Genomic DNA, 20,501 nt, shown 5'->3' with positions numbered 1-20,501 from the left:
GCTACAGGCCTACGCCCTGGCGCAGCCCGGCCAGTGGTCGACGCAACAGGTACAAGGCCAACGGGGCGCGTTCGCCAAAGACCTTGGCCGTACCCCGCAGGCCGATGCGCGGCGCCGTGGCGTCGAAGCGCGCATCCAGTCGGTAAGCCAGTTGGCCGCCCGCCGTGGGCTGCGCTTCATAGGCCGAACGCTCGAGCCAGGCCAGGTGCCGCTGCAACGGATCGCTGTCGAGAAACAGCGCCACTTGTGCGCCGGGCTCCAAGGCAATCGCATCGCCCACCGCCAGCTCGATGCGCAACTCGGCCTGGTTCGGATCGGCAATTTCCATCAGCCGCTCGCCGGTCTGCACCGGCTTGCCGAGCCAGCGCTCGGCATCGGCAAACACGGCAATACCGTCGCGCTCGGCACGTACCTCGCTGCGCTTGAGCAGCTCCATCGCATAGTTGCGTTCGGCCCGTTTCTGTTCGACACGGGCGGCCAACAGGTCCACCTTGGAACTGGACTCTGCATCGGCAAACGAGCGCTGGGAATTGGCCTTGAGCTCCGCTTCGGCCACCCCCAATGCCCGCTCGGCAACATCGGCCTGGGCCTTGAGGCTGGTGCTTTCGAAACGCAACAACAGGTCGCCATTCTTCACGGCCTGGTTGGGCTTGACCATGAACTCGGCGATCACGCCGTCCAACGGTGCCGCCACCACTTGTCCGCCCAGCGGCACCACTTCGGCCGGGGCCAGGACCGATTGGCGCACCGGGATCAGCAGGCCCAGCAACAGCACCGCGACCAGCGCCACCTGGCGCTTGCGCGTCCAGCGCAGGCGCCACGGCTTGCGCGGTTGCAAAGCCAGCCAGGCATGGCTGTAGGTGTCGCCCAGTTGCGACAAGAGCACTTGTTCAGACGGGGTCCACGGCAAGTCGCGGGCCAGCCACAAGCCGCCGAACACCTGGCCCTGATGATCGACCAACGGCAGCCAGAACACCTGCCCGGCCGACAGGCTGCGCCAATCCGCGCGGATGGATTCACTGACACCGTCGGCGGCGATCACCCGGGCCTGGTTCAGTAGCCCCTGCTTGAACAACTGGGCCACCGCCTGCTCGACGAACGCCACGAACGGCGCGTTGGGCTCCACGGCACTGACGCCCGTCACCGCGTGCACCTTGCCGGCAATCAAGAGCGCGGCATGGCGAAACCCGAACAACGCCTGGCCGTCGTTGACCAGGCTGTAGCTCAACTGCGCCGGGGTGCGGGCTGCCCGCGTCTGGCGCTCAAGGTCGAGAAAGCGGGCGAACACCTGCTCGGTGCTGCCCGTTATCGGCGCGTTCACTTGGGCTCCGCAAAACGCGCCGTACCGCTCATGCCGGACAATAAGCCGCTGGCATCCGGCACGCTCGCCACCAACAGCAAGGTCTGGCTGCCCTCGTCGATGCGCGCGCCCAGGCGCTTGACCGTGGCCTGCAACGGCTTGCCGGTTTCATCGGGGATGAAGGTGAACGGCTGGCCGGGCTTGAGCCGGTCCATCCAGCGCGACGGCACCAGCAGATGGATTTCCAGGGTGCGGTTGTCGACCACATCCAGCAACGGCGCGCCGGCCGCCACGCTTTCATAACGCTGGACCTTGCGCGTCACCACCTGGCCGTCGAACGGTGCGATGACACTGCAACGCTTGACCTGTACCTGGTACACCTGGGACTGCGCCTGCGCCTCGCTGACCCGGGCCTCGGCCCGCGACACTTCGAAACGCCCGACCGACTTCAATGCCTCCAGTTGCCGGTTATGCGCCAACTCTTCGTTGGCCCCACGGCTGGCCGCCTGGGCCGCATTGAGCTGGGCCTGATAGGCCGAGCAATCGAACCGCGCCAGGGTATCGCCCTTCTTGAACGACTCGCCCTCACTGAATGGCAACTCGACAATACGCCCGGCCAATTCACTCGCCAGCACCGCCTGATCCCGCGCCCGAAGCACCCCACGCGCCTCATTGCCAGCCGGTGCACTGGCCGCCGCGTTGCTCTCGAGCAACGGATCGCCTGCATCAGGCGTCTGCGCCTGAACGCCGCACGCTACAAAGGTCAATCCCACAACCCAACTACTCAAACGCCGCATGACCGTTTTACTCCCTGACGGATGGGCGGAGTCTAGAAGAAATCTCTGGTTTCAAAAAGGCTGGAGTTGGGGATAAAAGGTGCCGGCTTTTTTACTGACACCGGCAGGTATCAAACCCCACAAGGATTTAGGCAGATACACTCCTCAAAATCAGCCAGGCAGGATGGACTACTCAAATCATCAGCCACTGTCACTTACACGGAAAAGCCCTGAAATACACTTAGCCAAATCGGTTCAAAAACGCCTTGCCCTCAAGCCATAAAAGCACACAACTCTCAAACCGCCGGTGCCGCAGCTTTCCTATCCACGGTTGACGCACGAACACCCTGGGATTAGGATTCGTCCACTGCTCAACCTCGTACGCAGCGATTAAATTCGCTGGCCGTTGGGGTGAAAACACCGGCTTCGGCCGGTTTTTTCGTTTCTGGGGATTGAGCTTGTGCGTACCGCTTTTTTTGTTGACGGCTATAACGTTTTTTATGGGCTGCTCGCCGGTACGCCCTATAAATGGCTGAACCTTACGCAGCTACTGATACACATAGCCCGCGTCGAGAATCCACACAGTTCATTTTCTTCACTCGACTACTTCACGTCCTCCGTCAAACCGGAACTGGCAACGCGTGGAATCGTATCCAAAGAGGCTCAGGACGCTTATGTCCGCGCATTAAAGGCCAATCAGGTTACTGTCCACTATGGACGTCACCAGCTCGAGCGTGCCAACGCCCCCCGCTTCGTCAGCAAAAAGATCAGTGCTTCACGCCAAGACACCGTTGCTATCTGGAAGCTTGAAGAAAAGGAAACCGATGTCCACATCGCAATCAGCATGTATCGCACGGCATCCAGACAAAAAGCACTGCCCAAGCACCAGCGTATCGAACAGCTTGTGCTGGTATCGGGCGACACTGATATGGCGCCCGCACTGCGAGCTATTCGAGAAGACTTTCCCCATTTGAGAGTCGGCGTCGTGCTTCCCTACCGAACCGGCTCCAAGCGCCTTGCGCCAGGCTCCTTGAGAGAACACGCCCACTGGATGCGCCGCGTCGTCACTTGCGACGAGCTTCAATCCCACCAGTTCCCCGACCGGGTCCCCACGCGCAAGGCGCCGGCCATCAAGCCGGATTATTGGTAGCGCCCGCCGGATACACCGACTCCCATCCCCCACCCAGCGCCTTGTACAACCCGACCATCGCCAACGACACGCCCGTGGCGCTTTCCACCAGTTGCTCCTGGGTGGCCAACAGCGCGCCCTGGACCGTGAGGACGGTGACGAAGTCCACCACGCCTTCCACGTATTGCTGCTGCGCGGTGCGCAAGGCGATCTGGTTCTGGCGCACGGCTTCGGCGAGGCTGTCGCGACGCAGCTGGCTGGCGTTGTAGGCGCTCAGTTGGTCATCGATTTCATGCCAGGCCTTGAGCACGGTCTGCTGGTAGGCGACCGCCGCTTCCTGCTGCTGGGCCTCGCGCAACTGCAGCATGCCGCGCAGGCGTCCACCGTCGAACAACGGCAGGTTGAACTGCGGGCCGATGCCGAACGCACGGGAGCCCCAGGAACCGAAATCACTGAGTTGCATGGCTTGGGAGCCCAGGTTGCCCGACAAGGTGATGCGCGGGTAGAAATCGCCCTTGGCCACGCCAATGCTTGCGGTGGCGGCATGCAGCCGGGCCTCGGCCTGGCGGATGTCCGGGCGCCGCTCAGCCAACTGGGAGGGCAGGCCGATGGCGACCTGGCGAGGCGCCTGGGGCACCGGTGCGTCGGCGGCGAGTTCGGCCTGCAACGCTTGCGGAGGCTGGCCCATCAACAGGCTGAGAGCATTGATCAGTTGAGCTTGGCGCTGCTGCAACGTCGGCAGCCGCGCTTCGATGGCCGCGACCTGGGCCGCCGCTTCGGCCACGTCCAGATCCGTGGCGACCCCATCGGCCAGGCGCAATTGGGTGAGCTTCAGGCTGTGGCGGGCCACGTCGAGGTTCTGCTCGGTGACCGCCCGGGTGCTCTGCACACCCCGCAGTTGCAGGTAGTCGTGAGCCGTTTCGGCGAGTACCGCCAACAGCACACCGCGACGGTCGTCCCGCGCGACCTCCAGGTTGGCATCCGCCGCTTCGGCCTCACGCCGTACCCGGCCCCACACATCCAGCTCCCACGCCGCGGAAAAGCCCGCGTCCCACAGGTTGAAAGCCGAATCGCCGTTGTGGCCCGACGGGTCATTGAGCCCTTCACCGCTGTTGCGTTTACGGCCATAACTGCCGGTGGCGGCGGTGTTGGGGTACTGCGCCGAGGTGATGACCTGGCGGGCCGCGCGACTCTGCTGCAAGCGACTGCCGGCAAGTTTCAGGTCGAGGTTATCGGCCACGGCACGACGGGTTAGCGCCGACAGCACCGGGTCATCGAAGACCTCCCACCAACGCTCGCTCATGTCCGTGGTGACCACCTGGCTGGCAGCGGCGTTGGCCGGCGTTGCCCATTGAGACGGCGAGGGTGCCACGGGGCGCTGGAAGTCCGGGCCGACAGTGCAGGCGCATAGCGCCGATGCCACACAGACCAGCAGGCCTGTGTGGCGAGGGAGCTTGCTCCCTCGCCACAGGGCGACTAAGGGGCTCGATTTCATCGCTGCGCCACCTCCCGCCCATCACCCTCCGAACGGGCGGTATCGATACTCGCTTCCACCGACATGCCCACCCGCAACCGCTGCGCCAGCGGCTGGTCCGGGTCCAGGACAATCTTTACCGGGATGCGCTGGACCACCTTGGTGAAGTTGCCGGTGGCGTTGTCCGGCTTGACCGCCGCGAACGTCACGCCGGTCGCCGGGGCAATGCTCTGCACACGGCCCAGCAACGCTTGCCCGCCGAAGCTGTCGACCCGCACGCTCACCCGCTGGCCCGGCTGCACATCGGTGAGCTGGGTTTCCTGGAAGTTGCCCACCACATAGGCCTGGGCCAGCGGCACCACCGCCAACAGCTTGCTGCCCGGCGTCACGTAGGCACCAACCCGCACCGCGCGTTCGCCGACCATGCCGTCCTGGGGCGCCACGATGCGGGTGTACGACAGTTCAAAACTGGCGATTTCCAACGCCGCCTGGGCGCGTTTCAACCCACCTTCGGCGGCGTCACGCTGGGCCGTGAGAATCTCCACCTGCTTGCGTTCGGCCGCCAACACCGCCGTGGCTCTCGCCAACTGCGCGGTGGCCTGGTCGATCCGGGTCTGGGCCTGTTGGGCGTTCTGCACGGTACCGGCCCCTACGCCGGCCAGGTGTTGATAACGATTGCGCTCATGTTCGGCAAAGGCCATCTGCGCCTTGGCCGCGACCACATTGGCTTGGGCCTGGGCAATCACCGACGCCTGGCGCTCCAGTGTCGCCCGCGCGTTTTCCAGCTGGGCGCGGGCAACCAGGGTCTGCGCGTCGGCGGCCTGGGCAGCGGCGTGCAAGTCGCGGTCGTCGATCAGGGCCAACAGTTGCCCGGCCTTGACCTGCTGATTGTCTTGCACCAGCACTTCTTTGATGAAACCGGCAACGCGCGGCACCACCAGGGTGTAGTCCGCCGAAACAAAGGCATCGTTGGTGCTCTGCTGCACGCGTTTACCGAACAGCCCCGGTGCCAGCAGATAAGTCAGCCCGCCGAGCACGAGGGTTGCCGCGAGGGTCAGGGCTATGGGCTTTTTCAGTTGAGTCATGATGGAAACCTTCAGGATTCAGCGCGGCGCACGAGGCGGATAGATCCGCGTCGGCAACCAGAAAATAAGCAGGATCAAGGCGAGCGCGACGCCCGCCATGCACAGGTAAAGATCGGAAGAGGTCAGCACCACCGCCTGCTGGTGCAGGCGATGGGCAAGCCCGGCGCTGTCGTTGTCCACCAGCGGGGCGTTGCCGAGGCTGTCCACCAGCATCGTCGAATGAAAATGCAGGCGTGCGGTGGTCAACGCGTCCAACACGCCCGTGGCGATCACCGCCGCCAGGCCCTTGACCGTGTTGAACCACGCCGAAGCGAACGGGCCTTCGAGGGGAGAAATACTCCCGGTGGACAGCATCAGCAGCGGCAGCACCGCCATGGGCTGGCCGAAGATCTGCAACAGTTGCAAGACGTAGAAATCGTCACGGATCCAGGCCGACGTCAGCTGCGAACCCCCCAGGCAGGACAGTGCCAACAGGCCCAGGCCCAGGCCCAACACCCAGCGGCAATCGACCCAGCGAAGATTGCACAGCGCCGCCACCAACGGCAGTGCGAGCAACTGCGGCAGCGCCATCAACAACATCACCGGAGCGGTCTGGACCGGACGATAGCCCTGGACCTGGGCCAGGTAGCTGGACGGAATGATGATCACCGCCAGCAGCACCACCAACACACCCGCCAGGGTCATCAGGGCGAAGGCCAGGTTGCGGATGCCGAGCATCTGCAACTTGAAGAACGGCACCGGCTGCGACCACTCGTTGACCAGGAACAGCACCAGCAACACCAGCCCGCCACCGAGCAAGGTGCAGATCAGGCTCGACTCGAACCAGTCGAGCCGGTTGCCCTGCAGGATGCCGATCACCAGCATGCAGATCGCCGGAAAACCCAGTAGCAGGCCTCGCCAGTTGAATTGCTTGAGGCGCTCCAGGCGCGGCGGGTCCTGGGGCAAACCATAGGCCACCGCGGCCATGGCAATCAGGCAAGGCACGATGATCTGCCAGAAGGTCCATTGCCAGCCGAGGTACTCGGTCCACAGGCCGGCCAAGGGCGTGCCCAGGCCAGGTCCGAACGTGGCGGTCAAGGCGTAGCCGGCCAGGCCGTAGAGCTTCACGCCCGGCGGCAGAAAGCGCAGGGCGACGGTCATCAGCATGGGTGGCAATGCACCGCCGGCCAGCCCTTGCAGGGTGCGCATCACCAGCAGGCTTTCGTAGTCCGGCGCAAACGGGCACAGCGCACCCAGCAGGGTGAACAGGCTGATGGCCCACAGCGTGAAACGGCGCAGCGAGAAGGTCACCGAGCACCAGGGCGCGAAGGCCATGGCGGCCACTGACGTCGCGGCGTAGCACGCCACCACCCAGGTGCCTTCGTCATACCCGATGGCCATGGCTCCGCGGATATCGGCCAGGGCCACCTTGGTGACCATCTCGTTCAGCCCCGACACCAGCACCGCCAGCAACACGCCCACCAGGCCGATGACGATCCTCGGGCCGAACGCCGGCGGCGCGGCCGCTGCCGTCGGTAGCGCCGTGGTTGTGAGGGATGTCATTGGGGGTTAACACTCCAGTGAGAAATACCGGAGCAGTTTAAAAAGCCGCAGTGCTGACAAAAAGTGACTTATTGGCAGTTTATAAGTGCGTTTAACGCAGCAATTGAAACCCTCTGCCACCAAAGTCAAAGCCTGGCGATCAACCCGTCTGCGCTTCCAGCCAGGTCTCGTCGCAACAGGCCTTGAGGGTTTCGCGCAGCCAGCGGTGGGCCGGGTCGTTATCGTAGCGCGGGTGCCAGGCCTGGGTCAGCATGAGCGTGGGCAACGGGACCGGCAGCGTGAAGGAGCGCAGGTGCAGCCCCAGGCGCCTGACGCTCAGCAACGCTTCCTTGGGCACCGGCAGGATCAGGTCCGAATCGGGCAAGGCGAACATGGCCGCATGAAAGCTCGGCGCGATGACCGCCACCCGCCGCTCCAGCCCCAACGCGTTGAGCGCGGTGTCGATGGGGCCGCGGGCAATGCCGCGGCGGGAGGTGCTGATGTGGGAAAACCCGGCGAACCGCTCAGCGGTGATCTCGCCATCGAGCAAGGGATGGTCTTCGCGCACCAGGCCCACGAAGTGGGTGGAAAACAGGTTCTGCACCTTCACTTCCGGCATCACTGGCCGGGTGTTGCTGATGCTCAGGTCGATCCGCCCCTCACGCAGCGCCTCATCATCGCCGTCGCCTTCCGGGACATAGCGCAGCTCGCAATGCGGGGCCTTGCGTTCGAGGGTGTCGAACAACTTGCCGCCATAGACGCCGACGAAGAAGTCGTTGGCCCGGACATTGAAACGCCGCCGCAAGGTGCTCAGGTCCACCGCATCGGCCGAACGGAAGACCAGCGCCGCCTGCTCCACCACGTCACGCACCTGCTCGCGCAGGGCCTGGGCCTTGGGTGTCGGCACCAGCCCACGGCCGGCGCGCACCAGGATCGGGTCACCCACGGCCTCGCGGATTCGCGTCAAGGTACGGCTCATGGCGGCAGGGCTCAGGTTCATCCGTCGCGCCGCACCGACCACGCTGCCCTCGTCGAGCAGGGCATCGAGGGCGACCAGCAGGTTCATGTCCGGGAGTTGCATGCTGAGCACTCGTGACAGATCAACATTGATCCAGACGCAATGCTAGCAGATCACCCCCCGGCCGCTGGCGACTCGTCCAACAAGGTCAACTCACCGTCGCGGTACACCACCTCCCGCCCGAGCCACGTGGCATCCACCTGAGGCAGTACCGCCGAAGGCTTGCGCAGTTCGCGCAACAAGGTCGAACCGTGGGACAGGCGACCGCCCATGCGCGCGATCACGGCCCGGGCACGCTGATAGTGCGCGTGGCGACCGGGGTCCAGGGTGTCTTCCAGCAGGATGTCCGCGCCCAGGATGCCTTGTGCCTGGCCCGGGTAGATCAAGAAGCCCGCTGCCTGCTCGGTGCCCTCGCGACCGTCCTGCCAAAAACTGCCGTCACGACTGCGAATGTCCGGGTGCGGCGCGAACCAATGGGCGCGGTCAGCCAGCGGCATGGCGTGGTGCAGGCGAAAGAACATTCGCATCAGGTTGTCGCGGTACCATTCGCGCACTTGCAGATAGTAGCCACGCAACCCCGGCAGCCCCGCCGAATGCGCCAGGCGTACGGGCAGGGACCAATGGGGAAAGGCTTGCAAGGGCAGCTCGGTCGGGGCCGGACGCGGCGTGGCCGGGTCGGTTTCCCAGGGCAACCGATGCGGGGCGGACTCGAGGTTGTCATAGGCGGTGGGTGGCCGGCCGAGCCAGGCGCCACCGCTGCTGGCCAATGCCGTGGCGATGCACAGGTTGCCCTGCACCACGAACACATAGAAGCGGGTGAACCAATCGGCCAGTGACTGACCTCCGGCGCCCTGCCCGGCCAGTTGCGCAAGCTCATGATCGAAACGGCGCAAACCGGCTTCGAGCGTCAACAGGTGCCCACGGGCCACGTGCTGCATGCGCAGGAACAACGGCAGTGATCGGACCAGGCGCACCGGTCGCCAGGACAACCGCGGGGTCGCCCCGCCGACCTCCCCCGCGTAGCTGCTGGAACGGATACCCCAGTCGGCCAGTCGGGCGAGAAACAAGTCATTGTTGATGTACGACGCGCCGCCAAACACGGCCGTGAAAGGCTCGTTGTCTTGCAACACCCGTGCATCCCAACGCGCCATGATCGCCGGGATGCTCGCCGCCGCACGACGCTGGGCATACTCCACCAACACGCTGGGTTGGGGCGGCAGAATTTCGGCGATGTTGGCCGCGGTCAGGTGCCGACGCCAGCCGTAATCACTGATCGGGCGGTATTGCAACAGCCAGAGTTGCTGGCCGTCCCAGGCCCATTCGATGTCACCGGGCACGTAGTGGAAAACCCGCAGCACACCTTGCAGGAAGCGCCACAACAGGTCGGCGTCAAGACCGTGGGTGGGCTCGAACGCACCGCAGTTCCAGGCCGCTCCCAGGCGGGAAATGACTGCACGCCGGGGGCTCACCTGACCATCGGCCAACGACTCGAGATGCCCCTCGACCCACTCCAGCTCGACCGCCAGGTGACGCACGAAAGCGATTCCGGACAGCTGCGGCGTGATGAAGCGTTGCACCACCACTTCCTCGACGCCCATCGCCGTCAACTCAGCGATGCGCCCCGGCACCTGGCTCGCCGGCTCGCGCAGGAACGTACTGCTCAGGCCGGCGTTCGCCGCATCGGCTTGATCCTCGCCATAACTGGACGAGCGGACCGCCCACGTGGCGTGCGCTTGGCTGGCCAGAAACGCCGGCAGGCGCGGGTCGTGGCACTCATTGAGGGTCAGCGCTGGCGGCACCGCTTGCCCGGCCAACGCAGCCAGGCGCAAACGCCCGCCCTTGGTGTGCGCGACAAACCCACGGGCGCCCGACTCCAGCCAGGCGGCGAAATCGGCCGGCGCGTCGATCCAGGGGTAATGGCCCCAGCCTGGCTTCAGGCTGATGGTCAGGTCGGCGCGGGCGAGAATCGCCGACCAGGCCGCCGCCTGCTCGACACCCAGCATGTTGTCCTGGTCGCCCCAGACCAACTCGACCGGGTCGGTGATCCATTCCAGCAGCGGCAACGCGGTGTCCGCCCGCACCAGGTCCCAGTGCGGCACGAAGGCTCGGCAGCGGGCGTAGCCAGCGCCCATGCGTCGGTATTGCGCAGGCGTCCAGGGCCGGTTGGAGAATTTGCGTGCAAACAGCGTCGGTTTGTTCGCCAGCAACCAATGGATGGTTTTGCGCACCGGCAATGGCGACATCAGTGCCGGCAGGCGCCGTTGCCACAGGAACGCCCCCACCGGCGCCAGCAATACGCTGCGCTGGAAGTGCCCGGGCTGACGTTGCAAGGCGTGCAGCACCAACAACGCATTCACCCCGACCGCGGTGATCGCGCTGCCCCTGGCCGTCATCGCCAACAAAGCCTCGGCGTAGGCGGCCAGGTCTTCGCAGGGCGCCTGTGGGTTGTCACCGAAACCGGGCAACTCCAGCGGCACCACCTGGTAGTGCGCAAAATACGGGAGCACGTCATCCCACCAATCGGCGGCGCTGCCGTTACCCGCCAGCAGGTACATCAACGGCTTGCCTGCGGATGCCAGATCAACCATGGCTGGCCTCCCGGGCTGCACAGCCGTTGCCGTCGTGGCGATAAAGCCAGAGCAGCGGCGGCAGCAGCAGGAGCAATGCCACGCCATCGAGCCACAGGTGCGACCACATCCGTGCCTGGGCGGAGATCAACATGTCCTGGGGCGCCCAGAGCAGGATGCCGGCGATGATCCAGCCCCAGGGCGCGGCGCGTTTCATGCGATGGCCGATGTGCACCAGGGCGAGCATGTACAGGGCATAGCTCTGCAACGTCGCGCCGAACAACGCCAGCCACCAGACCTGCTGCGCCCTGGCCGCCGCAGGCGCCGCGTCAGAGGCCCAGAACGCTTGTTCGAGGGTGAGCAAATAGTCATCGAACACGCCCGAATGCCCGGCCCAACTCAGCATGAAACCGGCGAGCAGATGCAACAGCGCCAAGGCATACAGCCAGGCGATCAGGGCTTTGCGAAGGGTGTGGCGAGGGCTTGGCATTCCGTGTCCCGAAGGCGTGCTTGAGGGCTGCAAGTCTAAAGGAAAAGGCCGGGGCTTTACCCGGCCGACGGGGGGCGGCCGATAAATAAACCTGTGCGAAGGCGGTCGCCCAAGCCCGGAATGCTTATCCGAACAGCTCGCCAGCACCGCTCAACGCTGCATCCCCCAACGCTTGACCGTCACCCGTTCCAAGCTGTCGAAGACCAGGTTTTCCACCAGCAAGCCGATCAGGATCACCACCGCCAGCCCGGCGAAGACCTTGTCGGTGTACAGCTCGTTACGGTTCTGGAAGATGTACCAGCCCAGGCCGCCCTTGCCGCTGGTGGCGCCGAACACCAGTTCGGCGGCGATCAGCGTGCGCCAGGCGAAGGCCCAGCCGATCTTCAACCCGGCGAGGATCGACGGCAGCGCCGCCGGAATCAGGATGAACAGCACGAAGCGCAGACCCTTGAGCCCATAGTTGCGCCCGGCCATGCGCAAGGTGTCGGACACCCCGAGAAAGCCTGCGTACATGTTCACCGCCAACGCCCACAGCACCGAGTGCACCAGGACGAAAATCAGGCTGTTCTGCCCCAGGCCAAACCACAGCAACGCCAATGGCAACAGGGCAATGGCCGGCAGCGGGTTGAACATCGACGTCAACGTGCTGAGCAGGTCGCGGCCCAGTTGAGTCGACACCGCCAGGGTGGTCAGGCCGAACGCCAGGACAATGCCCAGCAGATAGCCCTTGAGCAGTACCACCAGGGAAATCCAGACCTTGCCCAGCAGCTCGCCGCTGACCAGGCCCCCGTACAGCGCGCTGGCGGTTTGCAGGAACCCCGGCAGCAGCAGGTCGTTGTTCTGGTAGCGGGCCACGCTTTCCCAGAGCACCGCCAGCAACAGCAAAATCAGGCTTTTGCGCAACCACCCCTGCTGCCAGAGGCGCTGCCTCAACGGCAAGGCCCGCTCCAGCGGGATGTGGGTCAAGGGTTGCAGGTCGACTTCGTATTCTTCGCGCACAGGCGATAGATGGTTCATGGACGCTTCCCTCAGTACGCGATGCGAATGTCGGCGAAATCCAGCTCACGCTCGGTCTGCGGCGACTGGCCCGGTTCGAACAACAGCGAGTGGATCCGCCGCGCCGTGTGCTGGAACGCCCCACCCCCGAGGCTGTGCAGGTCGTACTGATGGCTGTGGATTTCTGCCCGTACGCGGCCCGGATGGGGCGACAACAACAGGATCCGGTTGCCCACCACCAGCGCTTCCTCGATCGAATGCGTAACGAACAGCAGGGTGAAACGCACCTCCTCCCAGAGCAGCAGCAATTCTTCCTGCATCTTGCGTCGGGTCAGGGCATCGAGGGCGGCGAAGGGCTCGTCCATCAGCAGGATTTTCGGTTGCATCGCCAATGCCCGGGCAATGGCGACCCGGGCTTTCATGCCCCCGGACAACGTATGTGGGTAGGCATCAGCGAATGCCGCCAGCCCGACCTTGTCCAGATAGTGCAACGCTCGCTCCTCGGCCTCGCGGCGCTTGAGGGTATGGGACGCCAGCAACGCGAACATCACGTTCTGCTTGACGGTTTTCCACGGCGGCAACTGGTCGAACTCCTGGAACACCACGATTCGATCCGGCCCCGGAGCGCTGACGCGTTGCCCCTGCAAGCGAATCTCGCCCTCGCAAGGCGCGATGAAGCCGCCAACGGCCTTGAGCAGCGTGGACTTGCCGCAACCGGACGGGCCGAGCAGGACGAACCGGTCCGCCGGGTCGACCTCGAAACTCACCTGGTGCGTCGCCCGCACCACCCGTTGTGGCGTGCGGTATTCGAGGCTGACGCTGTCCACCGAGAGCAATGCCGCATCGGTGCGACTGAGGTTGCTGGCCGCGTGGCCTTGCAGGGGGGCGTTCATGACCATCAACTCCCTTGCAACGGCTGGGCGTCCTGGAAGAAGTAGTCTTCCCACGACGCCGGCTTGTGCTTGATCGCGCCGACACGGTAGAGGAACTCCGCCAGCGGGTAGGTGTTCTTCGGCGTGACGGTGAATTCGATCTGCGGATTCTCGATGATCTTCAGCAACGTGGCCCGGTCGATCTTGGCCTGGGTGACGCGCAGATACGTATCCGCCGCCCCCTCTTTATCCTTCTGGGCGAACGCCGCCGCTTCCGTCAGGGCCTGGATAAACGCCTTGTAGGTCTTGGGGTTTTCATCGCGGAATTTTTCCGTGGCGAACAGCACGGTGGGCGAGTTCGGCCCGAGCACATCATAGGAATTGAGCACCACGTGAACATTGGGGTTCTGCAGGGCCTGGTCCTGGAACGGCGGGTTGGAGAAGTGCCCGGTCAATTCCGTCCCGCCGGCAATCAGCGCCGCCGTGGCGTCCGGGTGCGGCACGGCCAGGGTGTACTTGTCGAGGCGATTGAACTCCTTGTCGCCCCATTGCTTGGCGGCGGCGTATTGCAGGAAGCGCGACTGCACCGACACCCCCACCGCCGGCACCGCGATGCGGTCGTGCTCGGTGAAGTCGGCGATGGTCTTGACCTTGGGGTTGTTGCTCAACAGGTAATAGGGAAAGTTGCCCAGCGAAGCCACGGCCTTGACGTTCTGCTTGCCGCGCGTGCGGTCCCAGATCGTCAGCAGCGGCCCGACGCCAGCCCCGGCGATGTCGATGGAGCCCGACAGCAACGCGTCGTTGACCGCCGCGCCGCCGGACAACTGGGTCCAATCGACCTTGATGTCGAGGCCTTCCTGCTTGCCGTACTTCTCGATCAACTGCTGATCGCGGACCACGTTCAGCAGCAGGTAAACGATGCCGAACTGCTCGGCGATGCGAATCTCGCCCTCGGCCTGGGCGCTGGCGGGCGCCACCAGGCTGCCGGCCAGCAGGCTGAAACCCAGGCCGATGGCGGCGGCCAGCGGTGCAAAGGCAATGCGTTTGGACATGGTGATTCTCCGGGCTGTTTGCGCGAGGCGCGGCCGATCAGAAAGGGGCATCGCCCTGGATGGTGGTGCGGTACAACTTGCGACGCAGATGGCTCGGGCAACCGGCGGCCAGATGAATCAGCGAACGGTTGTCCCAGAACACCAGGTCATGGGGCTGCCATTGGTGGCGATAGATGTTCTGGGGCCGCACGCTGTGGGCATACAGTTCGGCCAGCAGCGCGGCGCTTTCATCCTCCGGCAGGCCGACGATACGGGTGGTGAAGCCCTCGCTGACGAACAACGCCTTGCGCCCGGTTTCCGGGTGGGTGCGCACGATGGGGTGCACCACTTCGGCGACCTGGGCCAGTTGTTCCGGGGTGAGCGTCGGGCGCCAGTTGCCTTCGAACTTGCTCTCGCTGTAGCGCGCCGTGTAGGAGTGCGCCGCCGAACGGCCTTCCACGGCCTTGCGCAAGGCCTCGGGCAAGCCCTCCCAGGCTTTGTGCATGTCGGCGAACAACGTGTCGCCGCCCTCGCTCGGCAATTCCTGGGCATGCAGCATCGAGCCCAGGCTGGGCAGTTCTTTATAAGAGAGGTCGGAATGCCAGAACTTGCCGGCATCGCCGAGGCCGATGGATTGGCCGTTTTCGATGATGTTGGAGACGATCAGGATTTCCGGGTGCCCGGCCAGTAAAAACTGCTTGAGCACATGGATCTGCAGCACGCCAAAGCGACGGCTGAAGGCGATGTGTTGTTCGGGGGTGATGTGCTGGTCGCGAAACACCACCACGTGGTGATCCAGGTGGGCGCGATGGATGCGGGCAAAGTCGCGGTCGTTGAGCGGCCGGGACAGGTCCAGGCCGACGATTTCGGCCCCGACGCTGTCGCCGAACGGGCGGATATCGAAGGCCTGCGGCGCGATGTCGGCGGCACTTGAAGCAAGGTGATCCGGAGAATAGGAAACGGCTGGCATACATCACTCCCACGCACAGCGCGCTTCAATGGCGCGCGTCGATCAAAACTCACGGCGTTGCCGTGTCGGTTCGTGTCGTGCGGCGCGCCGATTGGTCGGCAGGTACGCAGGGGAGTGACTTTATAGCTATAAGAATTGAAATTTAAATACCGTTAACGAATAACGATATGGAGTTTTGGTTAACACATAAAACCTGTGGGAGCGGGCTCGCTCGCGAACGCAATCTGCCGGTGACATCTATGTCGACTGATACACCGCATTCGCGAGCAAGCCCGCTCCCACAAGAATGTGGAGCTACTCAGAAGTGGACGCCACAAAAAGCGATCCTGCCTTCATCCAGACAGACAAGCGTCTATCGCTCGTGCAACGCCTCGGCCCGGGCCTTGATGATGGGCTTGAGCAGGTAGCTGAGCACGGTTTTCTTGCCGGTGATGATGTCCACCGAGGCCACCATGCCGGGGATGATCAGCAGGGGCTTTTCATCGGTGCCCAGGTGGCTGCGTTCGGTGCGCAGCTTGATGATGTAGTAGGTGGTTTTCTTGTCTTCATCGGTGATGGTGTCGGCACCGATCTGTTCCAGCTTGGCTTTCAGGCCGCCGTAGATGGTGTAGTCGTAGGCGGTGAATTTCACCGTGGCGTCCTGGCCGGGGTGCAGGAAGGCGATGTCTTGGGGACGGATTTTCGCTTCCACCAGGATGGTGTCGTCCAGCGGCACGATTTCCACCAGGTCGCTGCCGGGCTGGATCACCCCACCGATGGTGTTCACCAGCATCTTGTTGACGATGCCCCGCACAGGCGAGGTGACCAGGGTCCGGCTGACCCGGTCCTCCAGTGCCTTGCCGGTGGCCTGGGCCTTGTTCAGGTCGGTGCGCGCCTCGTTGAGCTGGGTCAGGGCCTCACTGCGGAATTTGCCGCGGGTCTCGTCGATCTTGCGCTGCACTTCCTTGATCGCCGATTCGGCACGGGGGATCGCCAGCGTCGTCGCGTCCAGTTGCCCACGGGTTTCGACTTCCGCACGCTTGAGCCGCAGCACTTCCACCGGGGAGACCGCGCCCTGGGCCACCAGCGGCTCGGACATGTTGATTTCCTGGCGTTGCAGCGCCAGGCCGGAGCGGTACTGGGCCTGCTTGGACACGAACTCGCGCAGCTCCTGTTGGCGCTGGACCAGCTGTTCCTGCAAGCCGCCGATCTCGTCGTGCAACTGTTGGCGCCGACTGATGTACAGCGACTCCTCACTGGCGGCCTGGCCGGGCACGGCCTTGAGCACATCGGCCGGGAAATTCAGCGGTCGGTCGTCGACTTCGGCGCTCAAGCGCTCGACCCGCAGCAGCATGGACAAGCGATCGGCCTCGGTTTCCCCGACGTTGGAGACAAACCGTGTGTCATCCAGGCGAATCAACGGCGCGCCGGCCTCGACGATCTGCCCTTCCTTGACGAACAGCTCGGCGACAATACCGCCCTCCAGGTTCTGGATTTTCTGGATCTTGGACGACGGAATCGCCTTGCCGTCGCCCTTGGTCACCTCGTCGAGCACGGCGAAGTTGGCCCACACCATCAGGAACACGAAGAAGCCGATGATCCCCCAGATCGTCAGGCGCACCACCCGCGGGGCGTCTTCGATCAGGGCCTTGTTGACCTCCGGCAGAGGCTGGCCCTGCAACGACGCCGAGCCTTTGAAGTAACGGCCGACAGACTCCTTGAAACCCGATTTAAGCAACACTGATCTGCCCCTTCTTCAACGCTTCCATCACGACCGCTTTCGGGCCGTCGGCCAGGATCTGCCCGCGGTCGATCACCAACAGGCGATCCACCAGCGACAGCAGCGATGCCCGGTGCGTGACCAGCAGCACCGTCTTGTTTTCCACCACGGCGGCCAGACGCTGCTTGAGGCGTTCTTCACCGGTGTTGTCCATGGCACTGGTGGGTTCGTCCAACAGCAGGATGGGCGGGTTGAGCAGCAACGCCCGAGCCAGGGCGACGTTCTGGCGCTGGCCGCCGGACAGGTTCTGCCCGCGCTCCCCCACTTGCAGCTCGTAGCCCTGCGGATGCAGGCGCGCGAACTCGTGCACGCCCGCCAGCTCGGCGGCCTGCAGCACCAGCTCGTCTTCCACGTAGCGGGCGCCGGAGGTCAGGTTGTCACGCAGGGTGCCGGCCAATAACTGGATGTCCTGGGGCACGTAGCCGACGTTGTAGCGCAGCTCACTGACGTCGATCTGGCGGATGTCCACGCCGTCCACCAGCAACGCACCGGCATCGGGCTGGTACAGGCCCACCAGCAACTTCGCCAGGGAACTCTTGCCCGAGCCGCTGCGGCCGATGATGCCGATCTTCTCGCCGGGCTTGATCACCAGGTTAATGTTCTTCAGCGCCGGGTTCTGCTGGTTCGGGTAGGTGAAATCCAGTTGGCGGCATTCGATGGCGCCCTGCAGGACCTTGCGGCTCAGCGGCCGCTCTTCGAAATTGCGCTCCTGGGGCAGCTCCATCATCTGGTCGACCGAGGTCATGGTGACCCGCGCCTGCTGGTAGCGGGTCAGCAGGCCCGACAACGACGCCAGCGGGCTGAGGGCGCGGCCGCTGAGCATGTAGCAGGCGATCAGGCCGCCCATGCTCAGGTTGCCGGCGATGATCTGGTAGACGCCGAAGATGATCATGATCACACCGGCCAGTTGCTGGATCAGCAAGGTGATGTTCATCGCCAGGCCGGACAGCATCTTCACCCGCAGTTCGAGGCGGCTCAGGGTTCCGATGGTCTGTTCCCACTGGTACTGGCGCTCGCTCTCGGCGTTGTTGACCTTCACGGCGTCCAGGCCGGCCAGGGTTTCGATCAGGCTGGACTGACGCTCGGCGCCCAGGGCCATGGTCCGCTCCATGGTCGCCACCAGCGGCTTCTGCAACGCATAGCCGATCAACAGGGCAATCGGGAACGCCAGCACCGGGATCCACACCAGGTGCCCGCCGAGAATCGCAATGACCAGGAAGATCAGCAGGGTGAACGGCAAATCGATCAGGCTGGTCAGCGTCAGCGAGGCCAAGAAGTCCCGCAGGCTCTGGAACTCATGGATGTTCTGGGCAAAGCTGCCGACGCGCGCCGGGCGGTATTTCATGGCCATGCCGACGATGCGCTCGAACAGCGTGGCCGAGATGATCAGGTCGGTTTTCTTGCCGGCCAGGTCCAGGCACAAACTGCGCAGCATCTTGAGGATCAGGTCGAACAGATAGGCGCCGGTGATACCCACGGCCAGTACCCACAGGGTCGATTCGGCCTGGTTCGGCACGACGCGGTCGTAGACGTTCATCACGAACAGCGGCGCGGCCATGGCAATGATGTTGATCAGCAGGCTGGCGGCGATAGCATCGGCGTACAGCCAGCGGGATCGCTTGAGGGTGTCGCGAAACCAGGAGCGTGCCCGAGGGATCAGCGTGCCGTGGTTCACGTCAAATTTATGTTGCGGCTGCGCGAAGAAGACCTTGCCGCTGTAGTCGTCCGCCAGCAGTTCGCGGCTGATGGTCACTTCGCCGCCATCGCTTTCGCTGAGCAGCAAGCGCGCCTGGTCATCACCGACCCAGCCCAGCAGCACGGCACTTCGACCGTCCTTGAGCAACAACAGGGCCGGCATGGCAATGGTCGGAATCTGGTCGAGCTTGCGTTGCAGCACCCGTCCTTGCAGACCGGCACGGGCCGCCGCGCGCGACAATAATTCGACGCTCAAGCGCTGCTTGGGCAACGGCAAGCCGGTGGTGAGCATCGCCGCGCTGGCCGGCTTCTGGTGCAGCATGCAAAGCGCCAGCAGACCGTCCAGCAACGGGTCATCGTGCAGCGTGCGCGGATCATGGCTGAGTTCGACTCGACTGACTTCTGATTCCACGCTCGGCACTCTTGCTGGTTAAAACGGATGGGGAGCTTAATTCATCCCAGGCAACTGGACCTTGGGTTTCACGTCGTTCTGCACAACCGATGCCAACGGCGCGACGACCCCCTGACTTTTGAGCAACTGGCCCATGGTCGCCTTGATCCGGTACTGGGTGAACAGCTGCACGTTCTTGATTTCCACCAGGCGCCGGGAGGCGGTGAACAGCTCGTTTTCGCTGTCGAGCAAGTCGAGCAGGGTCCGCTCGCCGAGGCTGAACTGCTTCTGATAGGCGGTGCGCACGCTGGTGCTGCGGTCCACGTACTGCTGGGCGATCGGCACCTGGGCATTGGCGTTGTTCATGGCGTTCCAGGCCAGGCCCAACTCTTCGTTGAGCTGGCGCAGGGCGTTGTTGCGGATGTCCAAGGCCTGGTTGGACAGGTACGACTTGGATTCCAGGTCAGCCTTGTTGCTGCCGCCGGCATACAGGTTGAAGCGCATGCGCAGCATGGCCTGCCATTCATTGTTGTGGCCGTTCTGGCCGTCCAGGTCGTTGTCGGCGGTGCGGCCCAGCTCAGCGTCGAAGCGAGGGTAGAAGCTCGACTTGGCGGCTTCGTACTGCTTCTCGGTGGCAACGATGTCCGCCTCGGCCGAACGCAGCACCGGGCTGTTTTCCAACATCTGATTGCGGGCTTCGTTGAGGTTGGCCGGCAGCAGCGCCATAAAATCGGCGGGGCGCTCCAGTTGGTCGGGCAGTTGGCCCACGGCGCTGAGGTAGTTGGTCTCGGCGTCGGCCAGGTTGGTCTGCTCGGTGATCAGGTTGTTGCGGGCCTGGGCCATGCGCGCTTCCGCCTGGTCGAGGTCGGCGCCACTGCCTACGCCACGGCTGGTGCGCAGCTTGATCTGGTCGAAGATGCGCTCATGGCTCTTGAGGTTTTCCTCGGCCAGGCGCACGAATTCGCGGCGGGTCAGCACGTCCAGGTACACCTGGGCGACGGTCAGGCCGGTGCGCTCGGAGGTGTCCAGCAGCGAATACGCGCGGGCGTTGACGGTGGCTTGTTGACGCCCCACTTCGCTGGACGTCGCAAAACCGTCAAAAACCATTTGCGTCAGGCGCAGGCTCGACTCGCTACGGTTCAGGGTTTCCCAGTGATTGTTGCTGCCCGAGCGGGTGGTGACGCTGTCGGTGCCTTCGCGACCGTACCCGGCTGCAAGGTCCACTCTAGGCAGGTAGCCGCCCTTGGCCGCCTTGAGTTGATAGTCCGCCGCAAGACGACTGTTAACGCCAGCCTGAATTTCAGGATGAACATCCAGCGCCTGTTGCATGGCCTGCGGCAAGGTTTGTGCTTGTACGAAACTGGCGGCGAGGGCGAAGGGTAAAGCCTTGAACAGAGGCGAACGCATGGTGGGATTTTTCCTGAAAC

At 64.1% G+C, this 20,501-nt stretch carries 16 protein-coding genes; 1 reads left to right on the top strand and 15 read right to left on the bottom strand.

Translation table 11 applies throughout. The features are described from left to right. Position 1 precedes the first annotated feature (1 nt). Entirely contained in the window at positions 2-1,321 is a 1,320-nt protein-coding gene (locus tag V5F23_RS00960; protein WP_338497306.1) for an HlyD family efflux transporter periplasmic adaptor subunit, read from the bottom strand. Further along, the gene (locus V5F23_RS00955; protein WP_042729566.1) at positions 1,318-2,097 is read right to left on the bottom strand and encodes an efflux RND transporter periplasmic adaptor subunit; all 780 of its coding nucleotides are present in this window, start codon (positions 2,095-2,097) and stop codon (positions 1,318-1,320) included. The genes V5F23_RS00960 and V5F23_RS00955 overlap by 4 nt, the downstream gene beginning before the upstream one ends. Before the next feature lie 439 nt (positions 2,098-2,536). On the opposite strand from V5F23_RS00955, the gene V5F23_RS00950 reads away from it, so the two are divergent. Continuing rightward, positions 2,537-3,226: an NYN domain-containing protein gene (locus V5F23_RS00950; RefSeq protein ID WP_338497304.1), complete on the top strand. Its 690-nt coding sequence runs from the start codon at positions 2,537-2,539 to the stop codon at positions 3,224-3,226. On the opposite strand, the gene V5F23_RS00945 is transcribed toward V5F23_RS00950, so the two are convergent. The 13 genes from V5F23_RS00945 to V5F23_RS00885 all read right to left on the bottom strand — a co-directional run bounded on the left by V5F23_RS00945 (position 3,207) and on the right by V5F23_RS00885 (position 20,481). Then, on the bottom strand, positions 3,207-4,700 hold the full coding sequence (locus V5F23_RS00945; RefSeq protein ID WP_338497302.1) for an efflux transporter outer membrane subunit: 1,494 nt from the start codon (positions 4,698-4,700) through the stop codon (positions 3,207-3,209). The two genes, V5F23_RS00950 and V5F23_RS00945, sit on opposite strands and share 20 nt — an antisense overlap. Next, entirely contained in the window at positions 4,697-5,767 is a 1,071-nt protein-coding gene (locus V5F23_RS00940; RefSeq protein WP_338498842.1) for an HlyD family secretion protein, read from the bottom strand. The genes V5F23_RS00945 and V5F23_RS00940 overlap by 4 nt, the downstream gene beginning before the upstream one ends. 15 nt (positions 5,768-5,782) lie before the next feature. Next, on the bottom strand, positions 5,783-7,306 hold the full coding sequence (locus V5F23_RS00935) for an MFS transporter (RefSeq protein WP_338474103.1): 1,524 nt from the start codon (positions 7,304-7,306) through the stop codon (positions 5,783-5,785). A gap of 139 nt (positions 7,307-7,445) precedes the next feature. Next, a complete protein-coding gene (locus V5F23_RS00930) occupies positions 7,446-8,366 on the bottom strand; it encodes a LysR family transcriptional regulator (protein ID WP_042729571.1) in 921 nt (306 codons plus the stop codon). Between the two features lie 50 nt (positions 8,367-8,416). Next, a complete protein-coding gene (locus V5F23_RS00925) occupies positions 8,417-10,891 on the bottom strand; it encodes an alpha/beta hydrolase (RefSeq protein ID WP_338497299.1) in 2,475 nt (824 codons plus the stop codon). Beyond that, a complete protein-coding gene (locus V5F23_RS00920) occupies positions 10,884-11,360 on the bottom strand; it encodes a cell division protein (protein WP_338497297.1) in 477 nt (158 codons plus the stop codon). The genes V5F23_RS00925 and V5F23_RS00920 overlap by 8 nt, the downstream gene beginning before the upstream one ends. A gap of 150 nt (positions 11,361-11,510) precedes the next feature. Beyond that, complete coding sequence (locus V5F23_RS00915; protein WP_042729574.1) at positions 11,511-12,377, bottom strand: ABC transporter permease; 867 nt, start codon at positions 12,375-12,377, stop codon at positions 11,511-11,513. An 11-nt stretch (positions 12,378-12,388) separates the two neighbouring features. Continuing rightward, complete coding sequence (locus tag V5F23_RS00910; RefSeq protein ID WP_042729581.1) at positions 12,389-13,249, bottom strand: ABC transporter ATP-binding protein; 861 nt, start codon at positions 13,247-13,249, stop codon at positions 12,389-12,391. Between the two features lie 5 nt (positions 13,250-13,254). After that, positions 13,255-14,280 (bottom strand): ABC transporter substrate-binding protein, encoded by a 1,026-nt coding sequence (locus tag V5F23_RS00905; protein WP_047736247.1) that lies wholly within the window; start codon positions 14,278-14,280, stop codon positions 13,255-13,257. A 37-nt stretch (positions 14,281-14,317) separates the two neighbouring features. Continuing rightward, the gene (locus V5F23_RS00900) at positions 14,318-15,229 is read right to left on the bottom strand and encodes a TauD/TfdA family dioxygenase (protein ID WP_047736248.1); all 912 of its coding nucleotides are present in this window, start codon (positions 15,227-15,229) and stop codon (positions 14,318-14,320) included. A 352-nt stretch (positions 15,230-15,581) separates the two neighbouring features. After that, positions 15,582-16,949 carry an HlyD family type I secretion periplasmic adaptor subunit gene (locus tag V5F23_RS00895; protein WP_042729577.1) on the bottom strand — a complete coding sequence of 456 codons (1,368 nt, stop codon included), beginning with the start codon at positions 16,947-16,949 and terminating at the stop codon, positions 15,582-15,584. Next, positions 16,939-19,095: a type I secretion system permease/ATPase gene (locus V5F23_RS00890; protein WP_042729578.1), complete on the bottom strand. Its 2,157-nt coding sequence runs from the start codon at positions 19,093-19,095 to the stop codon at positions 16,939-16,941. Before V5F23_RS00890 ends, V5F23_RS00895 begins: the two co-directional genes overlap by 11 nt. 36 nt (positions 19,096-19,131) lie before the next feature. After that, on the bottom strand, positions 19,132-20,481 hold the full coding sequence (locus V5F23_RS00885) for a TolC family outer membrane protein (protein ID WP_047736250.1): 1,350 nt from the start codon (positions 20,479-20,481) through the stop codon (positions 19,132-19,134). Positions 20,482-20,501: the final 20 nt, after the last annotated feature.

Origin of the sequence: Pseudomonas sp. WP18, from assembly GCF_036689585.1 — a bacterium.
Classification (GTDB): domain Bacteria; phylum Pseudomonadota; class Gammaproteobacteria; order Pseudomonadales; family Pseudomonadaceae; genus Aquipseudomonas; species Aquipseudomonas chlororaphis_E.
The sequence above is the reverse complement of the archived record's forward strand: the minus strand, read 5'-3'. Positions and strand labels throughout refer to the sequence as shown.

Excerpts from the sequence above, each read along its gene's own strand:
- V5F23_RS00955 (WP_042729566.1), bottom strand. The coding sequence starts at position 2,097 with ATGCGGCGTTTGAGTAGTTGGGTTGTGGGATTGACCTTTGTAGCGTGC.
- V5F23_RS00945 (WP_338497302.1), bottom strand. The coding sequence starts at position 4,700 with ATGAAATCGAGCCCCTTAGTCGCCCTGTGGCGAGGGAGCAAGCTCCCT.
- V5F23_RS00935 (WP_338474103.1), bottom strand. The coding sequence starts at position 7,306 with ATGACATCCCTCACAACCACGGCGCTACCGACGGCAGCGGCCGCGCCG.
- V5F23_RS00930 (WP_042729571.1), bottom strand. The coding sequence starts at position 8,366 with ATGCAACTCCCGGACATGAACCTGCTGGTCGCCCTCGATGCCCTGCTC.
- V5F23_RS00925 (WP_338497299.1), bottom strand. The coding sequence starts at position 10,891 with ATGGTTGATCTGGCATCCGCAGGCAAGCCGTTGATGTACCTGCTGGCG.
- V5F23_RS00920 (WP_338497297.1), bottom strand. The coding sequence starts at position 11,360 with ATGCCAAGCCCTCGCCACACCCTTCGCAAAGCCCTGATCGCCTGGCTG.
- V5F23_RS00915 (WP_042729574.1), bottom strand. The coding sequence starts at position 12,377 with ATGAACCATCTATCGCCTGTGCGCGAAGAATACGAAGTCGACCTGCAA.
- V5F23_RS00910 (WP_042729581.1), bottom strand. The coding sequence starts at position 13,249 with ATGAACGCCCCCCTGCAAGGCCACGCGGCCAGCAACCTCAGTCGCACC.
- V5F23_RS00905 (WP_047736247.1), bottom strand. The coding sequence starts at position 14,280 with ATGTCCAAACGCATTGCCTTTGCACCGCTGGCCGCCGCCATCGGCCTG.
- V5F23_RS00900 (WP_047736248.1), bottom strand. The coding sequence starts at position 15,229 with ATGCCAGCCGTTTCCTATTCTCCGGATCACCTTGCTTCAAGTGCCGCC.
- V5F23_RS00885 (WP_047736250.1), bottom strand. The coding sequence starts at position 20,481 with ATGCGTTCGCCTCTGTTCAAGGCTTTACCCTTCGCCCTCGCCGCCAGT.